The sequence below is a fragment of the Terribacillus jepli genome, assembly GCF_047228925.1.
Classification (GTDB): Bacteria; Bacillota; Bacilli; order Bacillales; family Amphibacillaceae; genus Terribacillus.
The window spans coordinates 169,628-191,769 of the sequence record NZ_JBFEGH010000005.1; the positions used below are offsets into that span (position 1 = coordinate 169,628).

The 22,142-nt window shown below is 47.7% G+C and carries 19 protein-coding genes and 2 riboswitches; of the genes, 18 read left to right on the forward strand and 1 reads right to left on the reverse strand.

From position 1 onward, the window contains the following. Position 1 precedes the first annotated feature (1 nt). From AB1K91_RS07985 to guaA, 5 genes are all read left to right on the forward strand, one after another. A complete protein-coding gene (locus tag AB1K91_RS07985) occupies positions 2-1,219 on the forward strand; it encodes a cation:proton antiporter (protein ID WP_413089248.1) in 1,218 nt (405 codons plus the stop codon). Between the two features lie 153 nt (positions 1,220-1,372). Continuing rightward, the gene (locus AB1K91_RS07990) at positions 1,373-2,341 is read left to right on the forward strand and encodes an AAA family ATPase (RefSeq protein ID WP_413089249.1); all 969 of its coding nucleotides are present in this window, start codon (positions 1,373-1,375) and stop codon (positions 2,339-2,341) included. Continuing rightward, the gene (locus AB1K91_RS07995) at positions 2,331-3,575 is read left to right on the forward strand and encodes a DUF58 domain-containing protein (RefSeq protein ID WP_413089250.1); all 1,245 of its coding nucleotides are present in this window, start codon (positions 2,331-2,333) and stop codon (positions 3,573-3,575) included. Before AB1K91_RS07990 ends, AB1K91_RS07995 begins: the two co-directional genes overlap by 11 nt. Continuing rightward, entirely contained in the window at positions 3,568-5,760 is a 2,193-nt protein-coding gene (locus AB1K91_RS08000) for a transglutaminase TgpA family protein (protein WP_413089251.1), read from the forward strand. The genes AB1K91_RS07995 and AB1K91_RS08000 overlap by 8 nt, the downstream gene beginning before the upstream one ends. Positions 5,761-6,010: 250 nt before the next feature. After that, a complete protein-coding gene (guaA, locus tag AB1K91_RS08005; RefSeq protein ID WP_413089310.1) occupies positions 6,011-7,531 on the forward strand; it encodes a glutamine-hydrolyzing GMP synthase in 1,521 nt (506 codons plus the stop codon). Between the two features lie 17 nt (positions 7,532-7,548). Here the strand turns inward: guaA and AB1K91_RS08010 are convergent, their stop codons facing one another. After that, the gene (locus AB1K91_RS08010) at positions 7,549-8,595 is read right to left on the reverse strand and encodes an FUSC family protein (protein ID WP_413089252.1); all 1,047 of its coding nucleotides are present in this window, start codon (positions 8,593-8,595) and stop codon (positions 7,549-7,551) included. Positions 8,596-8,772: 177 nt separating this feature from the next. On the opposite strand from AB1K91_RS08010, the gene AB1K91_RS08015 reads away from it, so the two are divergent. The 13 genes from AB1K91_RS08015 to purF all read left to right on the forward strand — a co-directional run bounded on the left by AB1K91_RS08015 (position 8,773) and on the right by purF (position 22,142). Beyond that, entirely contained in the window at positions 8,773-10,287 is a 1,515-nt protein-coding gene (locus AB1K91_RS08015; protein WP_413089253.1) for a UDP-N-acetylmuramoyl-L-alanyl-D-glutamate--2,6-diaminopimelate ligase, read from the forward strand. Positions 10,288-10,383: 96 nt separating this feature from the next. Beyond that, a riboswitch (purine riboswitch) is annotated at positions 10,384-10,485 on the forward strand. A 111-nt stretch (positions 10,486-10,596) separates the two neighbouring features. Further along, complete coding sequence (locus AB1K91_RS08020) at positions 10,597-11,931, forward strand: NCS2 family permease (RefSeq protein WP_413089255.1); 1,335 nt, start codon at positions 10,597-10,599, stop codon at positions 11,929-11,931. Positions 11,932-12,102: 171 nt separating this feature from the next. Beyond that, the gene (locus tag AB1K91_RS08025) at positions 12,103-12,873 is read left to right on the forward strand and encodes a tryptophan-rich sensory protein (RefSeq protein ID WP_413089256.1); all 771 of its coding nucleotides are present in this window, start codon (positions 12,103-12,105) and stop codon (positions 12,871-12,873) included. Positions 12,874-12,917: 44 nt separating this feature from the next. Beyond that, positions 12,918-13,493, forward strand: a complete 576-nt coding sequence (locus AB1K91_RS08030) for a DUF2179 domain-containing protein (RefSeq protein ID WP_413089257.1) — start codon at positions 12,918-12,920, stop codon at positions 13,491-13,493. Continuing rightward, entirely contained in the window at positions 13,456-13,674 is a 219-nt protein-coding gene (locus tag AB1K91_RS08035; RefSeq protein ID WP_413089258.1) for an NETI motif-containing protein, read from the forward strand. Before AB1K91_RS08030 ends, AB1K91_RS08035 begins: the two co-directional genes overlap by 38 nt. Before the next feature lie 108 nt (positions 13,675-13,782). Continuing rightward, a riboswitch (purine riboswitch) is annotated at positions 13,783-13,882 on the forward strand. 101 nt (positions 13,883-13,983) lie between these two features. Further along, a complete protein-coding gene (purE, locus tag AB1K91_RS08040) occupies positions 13,984-14,475 on the forward strand; it encodes a 5-(carboxyamino)imidazole ribonucleotide mutase (protein WP_413089259.1) in 492 nt (163 codons plus the stop codon). After that, positions 14,462-15,589, forward strand: coding sequence for a 5-(carboxyamino)imidazole ribonucleotide synthase (gene purK, locus AB1K91_RS08045; RefSeq protein WP_413089260.1), 1,128 nt, complete (start codon positions 14,462-14,464; stop codon positions 15,587-15,589). The genes purE and purK overlap by 14 nt, the downstream gene beginning before the upstream one ends. Continuing rightward, complete coding sequence (purB, locus tag AB1K91_RS08050) at positions 15,586-16,881, forward strand: adenylosuccinate lyase (protein ID WP_413089261.1); 1,296 nt, start codon at positions 15,586-15,588, stop codon at positions 16,879-16,881. The genes purK and purB overlap by 4 nt, the downstream gene beginning before the upstream one ends. 25 nt (positions 16,882-16,906) lie before the next feature. After that, complete coding sequence (purC, locus tag AB1K91_RS08055; RefSeq protein WP_413089262.1) at positions 16,907-17,620, forward strand: phosphoribosylaminoimidazolesuccinocarboxamide synthase; 714 nt, start codon at positions 16,907-16,909, stop codon at positions 17,618-17,620. Beyond that, entirely contained in the window at positions 17,617-17,868 is a 252-nt protein-coding gene (gene purS / locus AB1K91_RS08060; RefSeq protein WP_413089263.1) for a phosphoribosylformylglycinamidine synthase subunit PurS, read from the forward strand. The genes purC and purS overlap by 4 nt, the downstream gene beginning before the upstream one ends. Continuing rightward, positions 17,865-18,548, forward strand: a complete 684-nt coding sequence (gene purQ, locus AB1K91_RS08065) for a phosphoribosylformylglycinamidine synthase subunit PurQ (protein WP_413089264.1) — start codon at positions 17,865-17,867, stop codon at positions 18,546-18,548. Before purS ends, purQ begins: the two co-directional genes overlap by 4 nt. Then, positions 18,532-20,754, forward strand: a complete 2,223-nt coding sequence (gene purL / locus AB1K91_RS08070; RefSeq protein WP_413089265.1) for a phosphoribosylformylglycinamidine synthase subunit PurL — start codon at positions 18,532-18,534, stop codon at positions 20,752-20,754. Before purQ ends, purL begins: the two co-directional genes overlap by 17 nt. Beyond that, the gene (gene purF / locus AB1K91_RS08075) at positions 20,730-22,142 is read left to right on the forward strand and encodes an amidophosphoribosyltransferase (RefSeq protein ID WP_413089266.1); all 1,413 of its coding nucleotides are present in this window, start codon (positions 20,730-20,732) and stop codon (positions 22,140-22,142) included. The genes purL and purF overlap by 25 nt, the downstream gene beginning before the upstream one ends.

The following is a 22,142-nucleotide window of genomic DNA, read 5'->3' on the forward strand; positions in this document are numbered from 1 at the left end:
TATGGACCATTTAGTCTTTGAAGTAGGGACTGCGCTTGTCTTGATCGCAATCGCAGCCATTCTTGCCAACAAGTTAAACTTCTCCATCATCCCGTTCCTCATTATCATCGGGATGTTGGTCGGACCACATGCACCTAGTTTTGGCATCATTAATCTCCAGTTTGTCCACAGTGAAGATATCATTGCTTTCCTAGGACGGGTTGGTGTCTTGTTCCTGCTGTTCTATCTGGGGCTCGAATTCTCAATCGGGAAACTCATTAAATCAGGTAAGAACATTGTTGTAGGCGGCAGTATCTATATCGGAATCAACTTTGCACTCGGCTTCCTGTATCCGTTTGTACTAGGTTTTCCGATCAAGGAAACATTGATCATTGCCGGTATCATTACAATCAGTTCCAGTGCGATTGTTGCCAAGGTCCTCGTCGACCTGCGTCGTACCGGTAATACGGAAACGGAACTGATTCTAGGTATCATTATGTTTGAGGACATTTTCCTCGCAGTCTATCTATCCACGGTATCAGGTTTGGTTTTGGGAGACGCCAATTCCTTGGGCGGAACGATCCTTTCCATTCTGATTGCACTAGGTTATATGCTGTTGTTCTTCGTCATCGCACGGAAAGCAGCACCTCTTTTAAGCAAGCTTCTGCGTATCTCCTCTAATGAGGTATTTATCATCGTCATTTTCGCATCATTATTCTTTATTGCCGGTTTCTCGGAAACCATTCACGTTGCTGAAGCAATCGGTGCCCTCTTACTCGGACTAGTGTTCTCTGAGACCGATCAAGGCGAACGAATCGAGCATATGGTCGTGCCATTCCGCGATTTCTTCGGAGCCATCTTCTTCTTCAGCTTCGGGCTGAGCATCGATCCGACGACACTCGGGGATGCTGTATGGCTTGCACTTGGAGCAGTTGCCATCACGATCATCGGTAACTTCGTCTCTGGTATGATTGCGGGCCGGCGGGCAGGTCTGTCGCATAAAGCATCGACAAACATCGGTCTGACAATCGTCTCCCGGGGAGAGTTCTCCATCATCATGGCCAATCTGGGAATGGCCGGAGGACTGATGGGCGTACTGCAGCCGTTCTCGGCTTTGTACGTCCTCATCCTCGCCATCCTTGGACCATTGATGACCAAGGAATCCAAGCATATCTTCCATTTCCTCAATAAGATATTCAAATGGCAGGAAGTCAAGCCGAAAAAAGTCCGTCAAACCTGACTATCAAGGAAGGTGCACAAATCGTGTACCTTCCTTTTCCATGCCAATAAATTTACAAGTAAATAGCTTGCGACAAGACCAGTGTGGCAGGTAACATAAAAGGAACACTTGTCCAAAATTTTCTGTCGAATCCATTTTGAAGGGAATGCTTGTATGACAAAACTATCAATCTATCATCCTGCGGTATCGCGGATCATAGAGAATATCAATAAAGTGATCATCGGCAAAGAAGAGCCGGTTGTGCTTAGCTTGACAGCACTGCTTGCTGGTGGTCATGTTCTATTGGAGGATGTTCCAGGTGTCGGGAAGACGATGCTAGTCCGTTCCCTAGCCCGTTCTGTCGATTGTGATTTCAAGCGTATCCAGTTCACCCCGGATCTCTTGCCGTCGGATGTGACGGGCGTTTCGATTTATAATCCGAAAACGCTTGAATTCGAATTCCGACCTGGACCGATTTTAGGGAATATCGTACTTGCAGATGAGATCAACCGCACATCTCCGAAGACGCAGTCTGCAATGCTTGAGGCAATGGAGGAGAAGAATATCACTGTGGAAGGGAATGCTCTGCCGCTGGCTGATCCATTCTTTGTCATGGCGACCCAGAATCCAGTCGACTATGAAGGTACTTATCCTCTGCCGGAAGCCCAATTGGATCGCTTCCTCCTGAAAATCCGGATGGGCTATCCGAATGCTCTAGAAGAAATGCAGATGCTGGATGCTGTTACAGCCACGCACCCAATCAGCAGCGTTGAACCTGTCATGACAAAAGCAGATTTGCTAAACATGCAAGAGGCGGTGGCAAATGTATATGTCGATCCGCAAATACAGCAGTATATTGTGGATTTAGCGCAAATATCACGGAAACATCCCGATGTATATTTAGGACTGAGTCCACGAGGCTCCATAGCCATGATGCGGGCTGCCAAAGCGTATGCATTCATCCATGGCCGCGATTACTGCATTCCGGATGATGTGCAGATATTGGCGCCATTTGTACTTGGCCATCGGATTCTATTGCGTTCAGAGGCACGTTACGATGGTTTGACGCCAGAACGGCTTGTTCAAAGACTGCTCGAAGCAGTGGATGTACCAGTAGAGAAGGAATCTGTACATGAAAGATAAGCTGCGCTTTGCTTTCAAGCTTGTAAGCATTTTTTTGCTGGCTATCATCCTGTTTTGCTACAGCATGTTTCAAGGTGGTTTTGTCAGTTGGTTCTTGTTTTACGCTTATGTACCTATTCTATTCTATGTGCTGCTTGTATTGGCATACCCCCTTGGCAAGTGGAAAGTGGAAAGAACGCTCTCGAAGCCATATGTCAAAAGCGGCGGGGAAGTGACTGTCGATATCACACTGACCCGTGGTTTTCCGTTTCCGCTTGTGTATTTGCAGATTGATGATTTATTTGACAAGACCTTGTTGAAAATGAGCAGATCGGACGGAACATTCCAGCCTGCCGAATCGAGACGAATAAAGCAGCATATCCTGTTTCCTTGGTTCCGCAGGCATCTGCATATCCAATATGTTCTGGACCGGCTACCCCGCGGGGAGCACAGCTTCTATCAAATTCGGCTTCGTACTGGTGATCCATTCCAGCTCGTTGATAAAGAAGCAGTGTTCGATAACAGGCAGCAACTGCATGTCTATCCAGCTGAAAGGGAGATAATGGTCGGCAATCCGAATAGTGTGTTTGAGGAAGGGGCTGCTATTGCTTATGCTCCGCGATCGAAGCAGACTAGTGTCGTTTCTGGAATCCGCGAGTACACTCCGGGTGATCGATTCAGCTGGATTGACTGGAAAGCATCAGCAAGAAAGCAGGGTATGATGACAAAGGAATTCGAGCAGGAAAAAAGTGCGGATGTGCTTGTCGTATTGGACAGAAGAGTGGCTCAGCTGGCAGATGATCTCTTTGAATATGCTGTTATCATTGCCTTTTCTGTCTATCAGAAGCTGAAAAAGAGAAATGAGCAAGTCGGCTTCATGAGTCTCGGCCATACTGCCAAATGGCTGCCTGCATCAATGGGCAGTGCCCAGCTTCTGCGGGTACAGCAGTATTTGACTACCGTAAGTCAAGAAGTGGAACCGCCGCGTCTTGAAGCATTGGCAGCGGAACTGTCCCGGCAGCCGAAGGGATCGACTGTGTATTATGTGACAACCGGCTTTGATGGCGGGGATCTGTCATTGATGCGCAAGTTAAGACAAAACGGCTATGTATTGACTGTATTATACATCTGCCAAGACATAGAACTTGGAACAAAAGAGAAGAACCTTTTGCAGGGAGTCCGCCAGCTTGGGCATCAGCTGGACATCTACCCAATTCAAAAGGCTGCCCGAACGGAGGTGCAGCCAAATGCGTAAGAGAGACCAGCAAATACTGTGGGTCCGCTATGTGATATATGTCTGTGGGTTCCTCTTGTTTTGGGAATGGCTCCGGCCGCTGGATCAGATCAGCGATACAGGCAATTTACCGATCTTCGTTATTTTCACTGCGATCTGTTTCATGCTGTCAGCTATCAGAATGCGCTGGTGGCTCAGTTTCGTGCTGAAGCTTGTCGCGTTGGTGATCGTTTTGCAAATATTCCTGATGGAAGAAAACCTGGTATCGGGAGGGTTGCTGTCATTCATCCAGACAGAACTGCCAGCAAATCTCCAATTGCTGTTTACTGGCGAATTTGTATCGCTCACCCCATTTTTCAGGACATTGCTGTTTTTGATCCTGCTCTGGCTGATGAGCTATCTGCTTTATTACTGGTTCATCGTCGCCAACCGTATCTTCTTTTTCATCATCATGACGTTCCTATACATCGGGATACTGGATACATTCACACCTTATGATGGCAGCTTAGCTGTCGTCCGTGTCTTTCTGGTCAGCTTTTTTGCGCTGGGTATCTCTGCTTTTGCGAGACTTTATCAAGGTGGAGAAAAGAGGCAGTTTCCAAAGCAAATACTGCTGTGGACCGTCCCGCTCCTTGTCATTCTTGCTGTGTCAGCAGCTGTCGGATATGCAGCACCGAAACTGCCGCCGCAATGGGCGGACCCAGTCCCATTCATCCAGACAATGTCAAATAGCAATAATGAAGATGAGGGGGAGGGCGGCATCCAAAAAGTCGGATATGGAGAAGATGATTCCCAACTGGGCGGACCATTTATGCAGGATAACACACTTGCTTTTTGGGCATCGACAGAAGCAAGCGGTTACTGGAGAGTGGATAGTAAAGATGTGTATACCGGCAAGGGCTGGGAGCGTTCAAGAGAAGCGGCACCGCAAAGTTTCCAGAGCGGAGAGCCGGTCGGAATCGATCTTTACAACGAGAATGTGGCGACAGAGGTTCGGGAAGCCATCGTTTATCCAAGTCAAAACCAAGTGCTGGACAGGCTTGTATATCCTTACGGCGTACAGACATTTTTCAGCGAACCGGTAACTGCTGCGGTGGATACCGATTTCGGTGTCGTGGAGACGTTCAATCGGGCTCAATATCCGGATGAAAACTACACAATAGCTTTTGAGGAACCGCAGTATAACATCGAAGACCTGCGCAATGATTCCGGGATGGATGATGATAATACCCATTACCGCTACACGCAGCTGCCTGATAATCTGCCGGATCGTGTACGCGATTTGGCAGAAGAAATCACTGGCTCTGCCGATACACGCTATGATAAAGCAAAAGCTGTCGAGCAATATTTCGGCCAAAATGGCTTCCAATATCGGACACAGGATATCCCTGTCCCGGAAGAGGATCAGGATTATGTCGATCAGTTCCTATTCGAGAGTAAGATCGGTTATTGCGATAACTACTCTTCTGCGATGGTCGTTCTCCTGCGGGCAGCGGATATTCCTGCCCGCTGGGTGAAAGGTTTTACCGAGGGACAGGCTGCATCCAATCCGAATTTCGCCACTCCTGATGGCATGACTTCCTATATGGTTACGAATGCCAATGCCCATTCATGGGTGGAAGTGTACTTCCCGGATACAGGCTGGGTCCCATTTGAGCCGACGCAAGGTTTCACAAACCCTGCAGAATTCGTCAGTGAGGAAGATACCGCGAGTGAGACCCCGGAAACAGAAACAGCAACTCCTCCTGAACAGGAGGAACCGGAGCAAGCTCCAGAACAGCCAGAGGAACAAGAAGAAGCGCCGGTACAGGAAAACCAGTCGGCTGCTGCTGCTGATGTTCATCCGCTTTATTGGATCATCCCGTCTGCTTTGCTGCTGCTGACAGCAATTATCCTGTATCTGACTCGATATAGATGGCTGACAGCCTATTATGTGCGGAAATATCGACATGAGCAGTCCGAGGAGACGTATGGAAAGGCATACCATTACTTGCTGCGTCTATTGGCACATAAAGGCTTCAAGCGTCAATCGAGCCAGACGCTAAGGGAATATGCCCAGATTATCGACGAGGAGTTCGGCAATAAGTATATGTCCGAGCTGACCGCCAAATACGAACGAATATTGTATCGGAACGAAAAAAGTGCCCCTGCATGGATAAATGCCGTCGAATTGTGGGAAAATTTAATTAAACAAGCGGCATCTTGACCCATTTTGGGCACATTGATAGAATAAGAGGCAATAAGCACCTTCAGATAGACGCAGCTAGCTGCTGCCGACATCCCATGAAGGCTTGAGCCGACTACGTTACTTTGCTGGATTCCGCCTTCAAACACGGCGCGGATTCAGCTTCTGTTTTTTCATGACGTGATAAAGGTAAAATGTGGTGCCTGCACCCGACCTGCTTATATCTAGAGAACAATGAAGGAGTGGACAGACTTTGGATATCGATACAGATATGATATTGGTACTGGACTTTGGCAGCCAGTACAATCAATTGATCACAAGAAGGATCCGGGAGTTCGGTGTTTACAGCGAACTGCATTCCCACAAGCTGACAGCAGATGAGATCCGTAAGATGAACCCGAAAGGAATCATCCTTTCCGGGGGACCGCACAGTGTGTATGACGAAAACAGCTTCCGCTGTGATGAAGAAATCTTCGAACTTGGCATCCCGGTATTGGGCATCTGTTACGGTATGCAGCTGATGACACAGCATTTCGGCGGAAATGTACAGCGTGCTGACAGCCGGGAATACGGCCGTGCGGAAATCACGCTGACGAACCCTTCCGTCATTTATAAAGACTCGCCGGAAAAACAGCTTGTCTGGATGAGCCATGGGGATAAAGTGTTGGATCCAGCACCAGGCTTCAGCGTTGATGCGACAAGCCCGTCCACACCTGTTGCTGCAATCAGCAACAAAGAGCGCAACCTTTATGGTGTGCAATACCATCCTGAAGTCCGTCATTCCGAGTACGGCAATCATTTGCTCAAGCAGTTCGTTTTTGACGTCTGTCATGCAAAAGCGGAATGGACGATGGAAAACTTCATCGAGATGGAGACGGAAAAAATCCGTCAGCAAGTCGGTGACCGCAATGTGCTATGCGCATTGAGCGGCGGAGTAGACTCCTCTGTAGTAGCAGCCCTCATCCACAAAGCAATCGGCGATCAGCTGACTTGTATTTTTGTCGATCACGGTTTGCTGCGTAAAAATGAAGGTGCAATGGTCGAGAAAACATTCCGTGATCAGTTCAAGATCAACTTAGTCGCTGTGCATGCACAGGATCGTTTCCTAGGCAAGCTGAAAGGCGTCTCCGATCCGGAGCAAAAACGGAAAATCATCGGGAATGAATTCATCTATGTATTCGATGATGAAGCGTCCAAGCTTGAGAACATGGACTTCCTTGCACAAGGTACACTTTATACGGACATCGTGGAGAGTGGTACGGAAACGGCTCAAACGATCAAATCCCACCACAATGTAGGCGGGCTGCCGGAAGATATGCAGTTCGAATTGATCGAACCGCTGAAAACATTGTTCAAAGATGAAGTACGTGAACTAGGCACAGAACTTGGTTTGCCGGATGCAATCGTACATCGTCAGCCATTCCCGGGCCCTGGTCTGGCAATCCGTGTCATCGGTGAAATCACGGAAGAGAAGCTGGAAATCGTACGTGAATCTGATGCAATCTTGCAAGAGGAAATCGCAAAAGCAGGTCTTGATCGTGACATCTGGCAGTACTTCACAGTACTACCAGGATTCAAGAGTGTCGGCGTAATGGGAGATGCTCGTACGTATGATTATACGCTTGGCATCCGTGCAGTAACTTCCATCGACGGTATGACATCAGACTGGGCACGTATCCCTTGGGATGTGTTGGAACGTATTTCTGTACGTTTCGTCAACGAAGTGAATCATGTAAACCGCGTCGTGTATGACGTGACGAGTAAGCCACCAGCAACGATCGAGTGGGAATAAAAAAAGAGGCCATGCTATCAACCAGATAGCATGGCCTCTTTTTGTACAAGCAGATCGAGTTTTTCGGGTTGATGGACCTCGATGAGCTGGTGGATGGACAGCAATTCATATAAGTAGATGCTTTCAATCGGGAAGTAGCCATCTTCCGTATTTTTCGGCATGTCAATGCTCCAGAACAACTGGAATAATTCCCGAAACTGCCTTTCGTCTGTTGGACTGTCATGATTCATCCAATGGTGCAGATTCACTTGGACAGCTTCCGCAACTTCCATGAAGTGATGACGCTGTGCCGCATTCCAATGCAGCGGTTTGCCGCTCCGGCCAGCATGGATCAAATTCCAAAGGTGATAATGGATGAGCTTCAACTTTTCGGTTAGAGCTGATTCTTTATCCAACAGCGCTTTCGCTTTCGGAAAATGATAACGCATTTCCAGCTGCTGCTGCTGTATGTACTGCTCCAGCAATAATCGTTCTTTGGTCAGTTGGCGAAAGGATCCTGTCAAACTTTGAACCGGCTGATCTCCTTCGGCCTGCTTGATTCTGATGTTTACAAATGCTTTTAACAGCTGATTCGTATGCGTGATGACCAAATCAAGCTGGGACCGTGATTTTTTTAGATAATCAGGAGGAAAGATGAGCATATTCACGAGCGTGGAAATGATGATTCCGATGATGCTCCCGCCAAGACGGGCCCAAAAGTCCGCCCAAAGGCTCGTATGCTCCACGTCGATCATGGCTACAGCTGTAATCGTCGCAACAATCAATCCAGCATGCAGTTTCAGTTTGTAGCAGACTAAAATCGTCAAAAAAGCCGCTGCCGTATAGGTCAGCGGAGAAGCACCGAATACATAAATCGAAAGGACAGAGAAACCTGCTCCGACCATACTGGCGGGCAATCGTATCAGACCTTTTTGGATGGAGGCATGTATCGTTGGTTCGATTGTTACGATGGCGGCAATGACCGCGAATGCCGGTGATATGTTAACTAGTTCACAAACTAGTGCGGTAAAAAACACAGCAATCCCTGTCTTCAGGACACGGCTGCCGATAAAAGACTTCTTCACTTATGTCAACACCTTTGATGTATCATGTTTACATTATAAAGTGGATAAAGCAGGTAATCAATGGTTGAATGTGGAATAACCTAGTTCCAAAATCATGATTCCCCCAAGGATTGTATAACTGCTGCAGGTTCCGGGTAAAAGAAGAAAACACTTGGACCGGAATTACAGGGGGTAGCCATGATAATCAATTTGATGAAACAGCATAAAGTCGAATTTAAGCGGATTTACGGTGCTTCTAGTACAATCGCCAATATTGTCCGATTTGATTCCCGCCATGTTAAAAAGAATGACGTTTTTATTTGCATAAAGGGGGAAAATCATGATGGGCATGCCTTTATCGAGGATGCCATTGCAAAAGGTGCTTCTATCATCGTCGGTACAGATGAAGATTTGCTGAAGTCTTATTATCGCCACTACGAGGATTGCACCTTCCTTGTAGTGGAGGATGATCGGCTGGCGATGGCACAGATGGCAGTGCTGTTATCGGGGGAAGCTTGGAAAAAACTTGTGACCATTGCTGTCACCGGCACCAATGGGAAGACGACCGTAGCCGCGTATGTTCGTTCGCTGCTGAATCAGCTCCAACTGCCGACTACATCCATTGGCACATGCGGCATCATTACATCCAAAGCGAAACTGGATTTCCTCAAAAGCACTCCTACTACACCGGAATCCGCGGATTTGCATGCCCTTTTCAAACAGCTGAAATCAGTTGATGAGAAAGCAGTTGTCATGGAGACGACATCGATTGCACTGGAGCAAAAACGTACGGCAGCGATGACGTTCGATGTAGCTATTCATACTAATTTATCGCCGGAGCATCTGGAATTTCATAAAACGATGGAGAATTATAAGCGCTCGAAGCTGAAACTTTTCGAGCAGGCAGTTTGTGCAATCGTGAATGTCGATGATGAAGGGATGTCCCGCGATATCCTGGATATGTATAAGGGGAAAGTAGTGACATATAGCCTCAAGGAGCAGAGCGGTGCCGATTTAATCGCATTGAATCGGCGGACGGACATGCATGGTACGCGATTCGATCTTCATGCTGATGGAAAGCTTTACGCCGTTCACGCACCGATTTTTGGTGACTATAATGTGGCCAATCTGCTTGCTGCTATCGGAACAGCAATCCATCTCGAATTTGATTTGAAAGCGATTGTGGATGTTCTGGGTGCGATCGAAAGTCCAGAAGGGCGTTTTGAAGTGATGGAACAGTACGGTAATCGGAAAATCATCCTCGATTATGCCCATACACCGGCCGCGTTGGATCAGCTGTTGGTCGCTGTGAACACGATTCCGCATCGGCGTTTGATCGTGATGATTTTGGGAGTTGGAATCCGTGATTTTAGGAAGATGCCAAAAATGGCGCAGACCATCGAAGGGCGGGCAGATGAAATTGTCGTCTCAGTGGATCATCCTGGGTTTAACGATCCGAAAACCATCATTGAGGCGGTTTGCAAAGGCTTTTCCGACCGCGTCGATAATGTGTCGTCAGCCGAGACGAGAACAGAAGGGATCCGGCTTGCGCTCGATCTCAGTCAAGAAGGCGATATAGTCCTGCTCACTGGCGGACAGATCAATGGGGCCCAGTTTGTCAGGGGAGAGGCAATCCCGCATTCCGATCACGCTATCATTCAATCTTATTTTGAAGAAAAAAATGCAGAAAAGATACAGACTACGATCAGCTGAATAAGATGGAAACGATTACTAATACTATTATTGGGTCTATTTACCGAAAAAACATTGACGAAGCGTGCAGAATGCTTTTATAGTGAAAGAGTATTAATACTATATATTTTTCGTCTTCGTATAATTTTGGGAATATGGCCCATAAGTTTCTACCAGGTTACCGTCATTAACCTGACTACGCTGACATTTCAATCTGAGTTACATACGCAGATGTGGTGTAGATAGGAAACGCTTCTTGCTTTAGGCAGAAGTGTTTTTTATTTGAAAGCTTATCCTGCCCAATCGAAGCAACAGGAGGAGTAACTAGTTATGAAACGTTTTTTCCGTTTTGACGAATTGAACACATCCTACCGCACCGAGATAATCGCCGGTATCACGACATTCTTGTCGATGGCGTACATCCTGTTCGTCAATCCGAATGTGCTGACTCTGCAAGGTGTGCCTGACAGCGCAATAAATGGCGGCCGTATGGATGCGGGCGCAATCTTCACTGCTACAGCAATCGCTTCTGCAATCGGAACTCTGATCATGGGCGTATTCGCTAAATTGCCAATCGCGCTTGCTCCTGGTATGGGATTGAATGCGTTCTTCGCTTTCACGGTTGTCCTTACTTACGGAATTCCATGGGAAACAGCATTGGCAGGTGTATTTGCTTCCGGTGTGATTTTCATGATTCTCTCTCTTTCTGGTTTGCGTGAGCTTTTGATCAACGCAATTCCGCCGACTTTGAAATTGGCTGTCGGCGCTGGTATTGGACTTTTCATCGCTTTCATCGGTTTAAAGAACGCGAATCTTGTCGTTATGAGTGAGGATACAGTCGTGGCCCTTGGAGATATCCACAGCGGTCCAGCCCTGTTAGCCATCTTTGGTATCTTTGTTACGGCAATTCTCTTGGTAAAAGGATTCCGCGCAGCGATTTTCATCGGAATGATCATTACAGCAGCAGCCGGTATGATTGTCGGCTTGATTGATCCGCCGACTGCAGTCGGAGACGTTGTCGGAAGCGTGCCAAGCCTAGCACCGACATTCGGGGCAGCATTTACGCATTTCGGTGATATCTTCACCATTCAAATGCTGACTGTGATCTTGACTTTCCTATTCGTCGATTTCTTTGACACAGCAGGTACATTGGTTGCGGTTGCTACGAAAGCAGGTTTGATGAAGGATGGTAAGCTTCCGAATCCAGGTCAGGCTTTGCTCGCGGATTCTGGTGCAACTGTTGCTGGTGCAGTGCTGGGTACTTCCAACACAACTGCCTATGTTGAATCGACAACAGGTGTAGGCGCAGGCGGAAGATCAGGATTTACAGCTGTCGTCACTGCAATTTGTTTCCTTTTGGCGTTATTCTTCAGCCCGTTGTTGTCCGTGATTACGAACGAAGTAACAGCACCGGCGCTGATTGTAGTTGGTGTACTGATGTGCTCTTCCTTGAAGGATATCGAATGGGATAAGGTCGAATTGGCTGTACCAGCTTTCTTCACAATTCTCATGATGCCGCTCACAGGAAGTATTGCCACTGGTATCGCAGTTGGGTTCATCTTCTATCCACTTACTTTGCTAGTAAAAGGGCGTGCGAAGGAAATCCACCCTGTTATGTGGTTCTTGTTCGTCGTATTCCTGTTATATTTCATCTTTTTGGCATAAAAGGGAATGCCGCTCCGGATTCGGGGCGGCTTTTTTTTATTTGGGCGAAAAATGACAGTTTTATGGTCTGATTTTACCTTTGTGCGTTGATTGCGGCGTTGCCGGGTATAATTGTATTATACTTACGGGAGATTATGATCGTCTGTCAGCGGGCGAGGAGGAGGAAATTACATGAGTAACCGTTCAGTGAAGCTGGCTTGGTTCAGCTTACTGGCTTATATCGCAGCAATCGCCGTCAATTATCTGTCCAATGCCTTGCCTCTTGGAGGAAAGACCATGCAGCAATTATCCGACCAGCTAGGTGTGTTGTTCCAGCCGGCAGGATATGCGTTCAGTATCTGGGGGATCATCTATTTCTTCGTTCTGATTTGGGTCATCCGATTATTTTTGCGATCTACACGTGAATCGGAATGGTACCCAAAGGCTGCCGGGGCATTCATTGCCAGCTGCATCTTCAATATTGCCTGGCTATTCAGCTTCCATTATGAGTTATTCAGCATCTCCATCATCCCGATGGTGGCGCTGCTCATCTCCTTGATCATCTTGTACCAAACCGTCTCGACCTCATCCGACCGTCGGAAATTCGATTTGTTTCCGTTCTCTATCTATATTGGCTGGGTATCCGTCGCTACCATTTTGAATGTCGGTATTTTATTTGTATCGCTTGGTGTGGATAATATAGAAGGATGGCTTTTGTCAGGAGAAGTGTGGACCATCATCCTGCTGATTGTCGGAACAATCCTGGCAATTGGCTTTATGCATATATTCCGTGACAGCATTTACCCGCTGGTATTCGTTTGGGCGTATTTTGCCATCGCTGCTGCCAGGGCAGAGGATTTCCCGGCAATAACAGCAGTGGCCAGCATTATGGCGGTAATCATCCTGATTGCGATACCGATTCATTTATTCCGGAGAAAAAAAGGTAAGCAGTACGGCTATTGATGCAGCGAAACAGCAATTTTTAAAAGTATTAAGGAGGAAGCGAGTTGCTGGAAATACCGATCGTCATGTTACTGATCATCTTTGTCGTCAATATTGTTTATGTGAGCCTCAATACCTTGCGGGTCATCCTGACTTTAAAGGGGCGGCGCTATATTGCAGCATCCGTCAGTGTTTTTGAAATTACGATCTATACGGTTGGTCTCGGCCTCGTTTTAAATAACTTGGATGAAATCCAGAACCTCATTGCCTATGCGCTTGGCTTCGGAATCGGGGTCATCCTCGGTTCGAAAATAGAAGAGAAGCTGGCACTTGGCTATATTACCGTCAATGTCATCTCTTCTGATCCAAGTATCGAATTTACGAGAAAACTTCGCGAAAAGGGTTATGGTGTCACAAGCTGGTTCGCTTATGGGATGGATGGGGACCGCCTTGCGATGCAGATCCTGACACCCCGTAAATATGAACTGAAGCTATACGAAGATATAAAGGGAATCGATCCGAAAGCCTTTATCATTGCCTACGAGCCGCGGCAAATTTTCGGGGGGTTCTGGGTGAAAAGTGTAAAAAGGGAGCGTATCCGCAATGCCAAAAGAAAAGAAGCCGGCAAAGAAACGATTTGAACTCGAGGAGAACGAGACAATCGATGCTTTACTTGCTCGTATCAAAGCAGAGGGCTATATGCCAGTGCGAAAACTAGAAGAGCCCATCTTTCGGGAGACGATCGAGAATGGGAATAAGAAGGTGGAACCGGTCGGAAAGAAAGTCAGTTTTGATACAAAACTACTAAAAACCGAACATTGAATATAACAAAATAATCATCGTTCGATTTTTTCATTGACGATGTGTGTCAGAATTGTTATCATAAACATGCATGAAAGACACGGCTAGTTTTGACATCATAGCACGTAGCTGTGCTTATAGATCGTACCTCATATATTTCCGGAAATACGGTCCGGAAGTCTCTACCTGCTACCGTAAATAGCGGACTATGAGGGAAGATGGACTGCATGATTATGAGCCTACGATATCCGTATGCCTATTCGTCTTCTCTCAGTTAGCGGGAGGGTGAATAGGCTTTTTTTACGGCAAAAAAGAGGAAAGAGGGATAAGATGGCGGAGATTGGTATCATCATGGGCAGCATCTCTGATTGGGAGACGATGGAGCATGCGTGCAAGCTATTGGAAGAGCTGGACATCCCTTATGAAAAAGAAGTGATTTCAGCCCACCGTACACCAGAGGATATGTTTGAATACGCGTCAAGTGCAAGGGATAGAGGATTGAAAGTGATCATTGCCGGAGCGGGCGGTGCAGCTCACTTGCCTGGAATGGTTGCAAGTAAGACGACATTACCAGTGATCGGCGTCCCGGTCCAGACGAAGGCACTGGACGGGATGGATTCTTTATTATCAATCGTTCAAATGCCAGGTGGTGTTCCGGTGGCTACGGTGGCGATCGGGAAAGCAGGTGCTAAAAATGCCGGAATCCTGGCAGCGCAGATCCTTGGCACCCATGATGGTGCGATTGCAGAACGGCTGACAGCTTATCAGCAAGGGATGAAGAAACAAGTAGCAGAAATGAGGAATCAGCTTGCGACCAAATAATATCATCACCATCGGCATCCTTGGCGGCGGGCAGCTTGGCCGCATGATGGCAACAGCAGCCAAGCATATGGGATACCGCATCATCGTCCTTGATCCAACGCCTGATTGTCCTGCTGCACAAGTAGCGGACTTGCATATCGAAGCGGCCTATGATGATATGGACGCTATCCGAAAACTAGAGAGCTTAAGCGATGTCGTCACATACGAATTCGAAAATGTCGATTTGGATGCAGCGAAGCTATTGGAGGAAGCCGGGAAACTCCCGCAAGGCTCACTCCTCCTGGAAATCAGCCGGGACCGGGCGAATGAAAAGAATCTTATGAAAGAACTAGATCTGCCGGTTGCACCGTTTTCGATTGTGGCAGACGAGAAGGAACTGCTGACAGGTATCAGGGAAATCGGTTTTCCGGCTGTCGTAAAAACTTGCCGTGGCGGATACGATGGCAAAGGACAGTTAAAACTGGAATCAAAAGAGGATTTACAGGAAGCGGCAGCATTTGTAAGAAAGCATGGACGCTGCATTGTAGAATCATGGCTTACATTCGATAAAGAAATATCGATAGTCCTGACGAGAGGGCAAGATGGTGAGATCACTTATTTCCCGGTAGCAGAAAATGAACACCGTGATCATATCCTGTATCGGACAATCGCACCTGCCAGCATCACGAACGAAGTAGCCGAGCAAGCACGTCATGCTGCGGGAAAGCTGGCAGAAGCGGCAGGGGTTGTCGGAACCTTCACCGTCGAAATGTTCGTCTCAGGCAATGAACTGTATATGAATGAAGTGGCGCCCAGGCCGCATAATTCCGGGCATTATACAATTGAGGCTTGTACGGTATCGCAATTCGAGCAGCATATCCGCGCCATTTGCGCACTGCCTCTTTTGTCGGTCCATTTTATCGGGGCCGCCGTTATGATAAATTTATTAGGAGAAGAGCTGGACCAGTATTGGCAGCAGCTTGACAGACCATTAGCCCACATCCATGATTACGGCAAGCAAGAAGCCAAGCCCAAAAGGAAAATGGGACATTTCACAATGGTTGGGACGTCACGTAAGACCCTGCTGGATGCAACCGACGCTTTTACACGATCACTAGGAGGAAACAAAGCATGATTGAACGTTATACAAGAGAAGAAATGGGCAAGATCTGGACGGATGAAAATAAATACCAGGCATGGCTCGAAGTCGAAATCCTGGCATGTGAAGCGTGGAGCGATTTAGGCATCATCCCGGAATCCGATGTGAAAGCATTGCGTAAGAACGCATCCTTTGATATCAATCGCATTCTGGAAATCGAACAAGAGACGCGTCATGATGTCGTGGCCTTCACGCGCGCTGTATCCGAGACATTGGGCGAAGAACGAAAATGGGTGCATTACGGCCTGACTTCCACGGATGTAGTCGATACAGCATTATCTTATCTCTTGCTGCAGGCGAACCAAATCATCCGCAAAGGCATCGTCAATTTCATCGATATCTTGGAAGCGAAAGCAAAGGAACATAAGCATACCGTCATGATGGGACGCACACATGGTGTTCATGCTGAACCGACAACTTTCGGATTGAAGATGGCATTATGGTATGAAGAAATGAAACGTAATCTGGAGCGTTTTGACGCTGCCGCTGATACGATTCAATACGGCAAGCTTTCCGGTGCGGTCGGTACATATGCGAATATCGATCCGTATGTGGAGAAATACGTTACGAAGAAACTAGGCTTGAAGCCAGCGCCGGTATCCACACAAACATTGCAGCGTGACCGCCATGCCCAGTACATGAGCACATTGGCATTGATCGCGACAAGCATCGAGAAATTCGCAACGGAAATCCGCGGACTTCAAAAAACGGAAACGCGCGAAGTGGAAGAATTCTTCGCCAAAGGTCAAAAAGGTTCTTCCGCGATGCCGCATAAACGCAACCCAATCGGATCTGAGAACATGGTCGGTATGTCCCGTCTGATCAGAGGTCATATGGTCACAGCTTACGAAAACGTTGCCCTTTGGCATGAACGCGATATTTCCCATTCTTCTGCGGAACGCGTCATCTTGCCGGACGCGACAATCGCGCTTGATTATATGCTGAGCCGCTTCTCCAACATCGTGAAGAATTTGACAGTCTTCCCGGAAAACATGAAGCGTAATATCGACCGGACATACGGTGTCATCTTCTCCCAGCGTGTATTGCTTGCACTTATCGACAAAGGCATGAGCCGTGAACAAGCGTACGATATCGTGCAGCCGAAAGCGATGGAAGCATGGGAAACAGAAACGCAGTTCAAACAGCTGATCGAAGCAACAACAGAAATCTCTGCCTTCCTTAGCCAGGAAGAAATCGATGACTGCTTCGACTATACGTACCACTTGAAAAATGTAGATCAGATTTTCCATAAGATCGGATTAGAATAATACTTTGACAAACGGGGTGGAGAACGTGAGAGGAAAATTGCTGTACGAAGGAAAAGCCAAGCAAGTATTTCAATCAGCCGAAAACGAGCAAGAGCTCGTGCTGTCTTATAAAAATGATGCAACAGCATTCAATGGTAAGAAGAAAGCAAGCTTTGAAGGAAAAGGGCGCTACAACAACCTGATCTCGACCCATATTTTCGAATACCTGCAGGAGCAGGGCATTTCATCGCACTTCATCAAGCCGCTCAGCGAAACGGAGCAGCTCGTGAAGAAGACGACGATCGTACCGCTCGAAGTGGTCGTTCGGAATGTTGCAGCAGGAAGCATCACTAGAAGACTTGGCATTCCGGAGAAAACCGTTTTCCAACCCGTTTTGACAGAGCTTTACTATAAGGATGATAGCTTGGATGATCCGATCATCAATGATGCGCATGCATTACTGCTGACGGATGTGAATGAAGAAGAGCTTGCCTTCCTCAAGCAAGCAGCATTGGAAGTCAACCAGCATCTGCAGACGTTCTTTGACAAAGTCGGTCTGCAGCTGGTCGATTTCAAATTGGAATTCGGCCGTGATCAAGACGGTTCCATTCTTCTCTCGGATGAAATTTCCCCGGATACATGCCGGCTTTGGGATAAGGAGAATGGCGGCAAGATGGACAAGGATGTATTCCGTGAAGACCTAGGTAACTTGATCGACGTATATGATGCAATCTTAAATCGACTGGAGGCAGCAAAATGAAAAAGGTAAAAATCTTTATCACGCTGAAAGAAGGCGTTTTGGACCCGCAAGGTAAGGCTGTACAGGAAGCATTGCAGGCGAATGGATTCCCGGATGTAGCAGATACTCGTGTCGGAAAGTATATCGAAATGACGCTGCCGGAAGAGGCTGATGTAGCACTGGAAGTTCAGCGCATGTGTGATAAGCTGCTTGCCAACCCTGTCATGGAAGAGTACAGCTATACTGTCGAGGAGGGCGTACGCTCGTGAAATTTGCTGTCATCGTTTTTCCAGGCTCCAATTGTGACCGGGATATGTACCATGCGGTCAAGGATGGTCTAGGAGAAGAAGTCGATCTAGTATGGTATGAAAATGCGAATCTGGCAGACTATGATGCTATCTTGCTTCCGGGCGGGTTCAGCTACGGTGATTATCTTCGCTCCGGCGCAATTGCATCTGTATCCAATGTTTTGAACCAGATCAAGCAAAAGGCAGAAGCAGGCACACCGGTCCTTGGTGTGTGCAATGGCTTCCAGATTTTATTGGAAACAGGCTTGCTGCCGGGTGCAATGCTGCGGAATGAAAAGCTGAAATTCATGTGTCATTACGAAACCCTTGTTGTCGAAAGAGCAGATACGATGTTCACAAGCGGCTATGAAAAAGGCCAGCAAATTCAAATTCCGATCGCTCATGGCGAAGGAAATTACTATTGTGACGATAGAACACTGGAAGAGTTGAAGCGAAATAATCAGATTGTTTTTACTTACAAGAACAATCCGAACGGTTCTCGGGCTGATATCGCCGGAATCGTCAATCAAGCAGGTAATGTGCTAGGCATGATGCCGCATCCGGAGCGAGCTGTCGAGGATCTGCTCGGTTCAAGCGATGGACTTGCAATGTTCCAATCCGTACTACAACACTGGAGGGAAATGTATGTTACAACAAGCTGAAATCAGTCCGGAAAAAATCGAACAGGATCGTCTGTATCGGGATATGGGTTTGACAGATGAGGAATTCCAATCCGTCAAGAATATTCTCGGCAGACAGCCGAATTTCACGGAAACAGGCATTTTCTCCGTTATGTGGTCCGAGCATTGCAGCTATAAAACATCCAAGCCATTATTGCGCAAATTCCCGACGGAAGGGCCGCATGTCCTGCAAGGACCAGGTGAAGGTGCCGGAATCGTTGATATCGGGGATGACAAAGCGGTTGTATTTAAAATCGAAAGTCATAATCACCCATCGGCTGTCGAGCCTTATCAAGGTGCAGCGACCGGAGTCGGCGGTATCATCCGTGATGTGTTCTCCATGGGAGCTCGACCAATTGCGCTATTGAATAGCTTGCGTTTCGGTAATCTGACTACACCGCGAGTGAAATATTTGCTGGAGGAAGTTGTCCACGGTATTGCTGGCTACGGTAACTGTGTCGGTGTACCGACTGTTGGCGGAGAAATTCAGTTTGACGATAGCTATGAAGGCAACCCGTTAGTGAATGCGATGTGCGTTGGTTTGATCGACCAGAAGGATATCCAAAAAGGGATTGCAGCTGGTGTCGGTAACACAGTTATCTACGCTGGTGCACCAACTGGCCGTGATGGTATCCATGGTGCAACGTTTGCATCAGAAGACTTGAGCGAAGAGTCTGAGTCGAAGCGTCCTTCCGTTCAGGTCGGCGACCCATTCATGGAAAAACTTTTGATCGAAGCCTGCTTGGAAGTGATTCAGCATGAGGCACTTGTCGGTATCCAGGACATGGGTGCGGCTGGTTTGACTTCCAGTGCGAGTGAGATGGCAAGCAAAGCTGGTATGGGTATGGAAATGAACTTGGACCTTGTGCCGCAACGTGAACTGCATATGACGCCATATGAGCTGATGCTGTCCGAATCCCAGGAGCGCATGTTGCTTGTCGTGAAGAAAGGCCAAGAACAGGGCATCATCGAAGTATTCGAAAAATACGGACTACAAGCTGTCGCAGTCGGAACAGTGACGGATGATAAACGTTTCCGTCTCCTTCATCATGGTGAGGTAGCAGCGGATATCCCGGTCGATAGCTTGGCTGAAGATGCACCGGTTTATTATAAGGAATCCAAAGTCCCGGATTATTATACAGAATTCCAGACAATCGACTATAAACCTGCTGTGGAAGATCATGCTGCCGTTTTGAAACAACTTTTGCAGCAGCCGACAATCGCCAGCAAGGAATGGGTTTATGATCAATATGATTCCATGGTTGGTGCAAGTACGGTCGTCGCACCTGGAAGTGACGCTGCTATCGTGCGTGTACGCGGAACAGAGAAAGCTATTGCAATGACGACAGATTGTAATTCCCGCTATATTTATCTGGATCCGGAAACCGGCGGCAAGATTGCCGTAGCAGAAGCGGCCCGTAATATCATCAGCTCTGGTGCCAAACCGCTTGCGCTGACAGATGGCTTGAACTTCGGAAACCCGGATAAACCAGAGAATTTCTGGCAAATGGAAAAAAGCGTCGATGGTATGAGCGCTGCATGTCTAGCATTGGAAACACCAGTAATCAGCGGTAACGTATCACTTTACAATGAGTCCAACCAGCAAGCGATTTTCCCGACACCGATTGTTGGAATGGTCGGCTTGGTCGAGAACTTGGCGCATGTAACGACAAGCGAGTTCAAACAAGCTGGCGATGCTATTTATCTATTAGGTGAAACAAAAGCTGAATTCGGCGGAAGCGAGCTGCAAAATGTGCTGGAAGGCCGTTACTTTGGCAAAGCACCTGCTATTGATCTTGGAGTAGAAGCAAGCAATCAGCAAGCAGTACTAGCGAGCATCCAGCAAGGATTAATCGCGTCTGCACATGATCTCGCAGAAGGCGGTCTTGGCGTGGCATTGGCAGAAAGTCTCTTCGGTACAGAGCTTGGTGCTAAGGTAACCATCGAAGGTGATGTAACAGCAGCGCTTTTCAGTGAATCACAGTCCCGCTTTCTTGTGACAGTGTCTCCAGAAAATCAGGCTGCTTTTAAACAGGCAGTACCAGAAGCAAAGCAAATCGGTTTGGTGACAGAGGAAGCAGAGCTTGCAGTAGAACAAGACGGACATTCTATCATCTCAGAAGCAGTACCGACACTCGAGGCACTTTGGAAAGGAGCTATCCCATGCTTGCTGAAATCAAAGGCTTGAATGAGGAATGCGGCGTCTTTGCGATTTGGGGACATGAGAAAGCAGCAGAAGTGACATATTACGGTCTTCATGCCCTCCAGCATCGCGGACAGGAGGGAGCCGGTATCGTCACGACCGACCGGGAAAGCCTTCATTTGCACAAAGGCATTGGTCTGATCAACGAAGTGTTTTCCGAAGGTCAGTTCAACAGACTGAACGGCAATGCAGCCATCGGTCATGTGAGATATGCAACAGCAGGTGGCGGCGGCTACGAAAACGTACAGCCTTTGCTGTTCCGTTCCCAAAAAGACAGCCTGGCCATCGCGCATAATGGAAACCTCGTCAATGCATATGGCTTGAAACAGCAGCTGGAAGCACAAGGCAGCATCCTGCAGACATCATCCGACACAGAGGTGATTGCCCATTTGATCAAACGCAGTGGCCAAATAGAATTGGAAGATGCAATCAAATCGGCGCTCAGCATGGTCAAAGGTGCTTACAGCCTGACAATCCTTACCGAAACACAGCTATTCGTTGCTGTTGATCCCAAGGGATTGCGCCCATTGTCGCTCGGACGCCTTGGTGATGCTTGGGTCGTTTCCTCTGAAACATGCGCTTTCGATGTGACAGGTGCGGAATACGTTCGTGAAGTGGAGCCTGGTGAATTGATTACGATCAGCGATGCTGGACTTCATACACAACGTTTTTCTTCCACGCTTGAAAGGTCGCTTTGTTCCATGGAGTATGTGTACTTCTCCCGTCCCGATTCCAATTTGAACGGCCAGAACGTCCATGCTTCCCGTAAAAAGATGGGGAAAGTGCTCGCGCAGGAAGCGCCAATTGAAGCGGATGTTGTAACGGGTGTACCTGATTCAAGCATTTCAGCCGCTATCGGATTTTCCGAGGCTTCTGGCATTCCATATGAGCTTGGTTTGATCAAGAACCGTTATGTCGGCCGTACATTTATCCAGCCTTCTCAGGAGCTTCGTGAACAAGGCGTGAAGATGAAGTTGTCGGCAGTACGCGGGATTGTCGAAGGCAAACGCGTTGTCATGGTCGATGACTCCATCGTACGCGGGACGACAAGCAAACGGATTGTCCGGATGCTGAAGGAAGCTGGTGCAACGGAAGTGCATGTGCGTATCGCTTCCCCGCCGATCCAAAATCCATGCTTCTACGGTATTGATACGTCGACAACATCCGAGCTGATTGCTGCCAACCACAGCATTGAGGAAATGCGTGAGCTGATCGAAGCCGATTCTCTGTCATTCCTGACAGTTGATGGTCTGGAAGATTGCATCGTCGGTGATAACGATACGATGACACATGGTATTTGCAAAGCATGCTTTACAGGAAACTATCCAACCGAGATCTATCCGGATACAGTACTTCCGGCGTACAAATGTTAG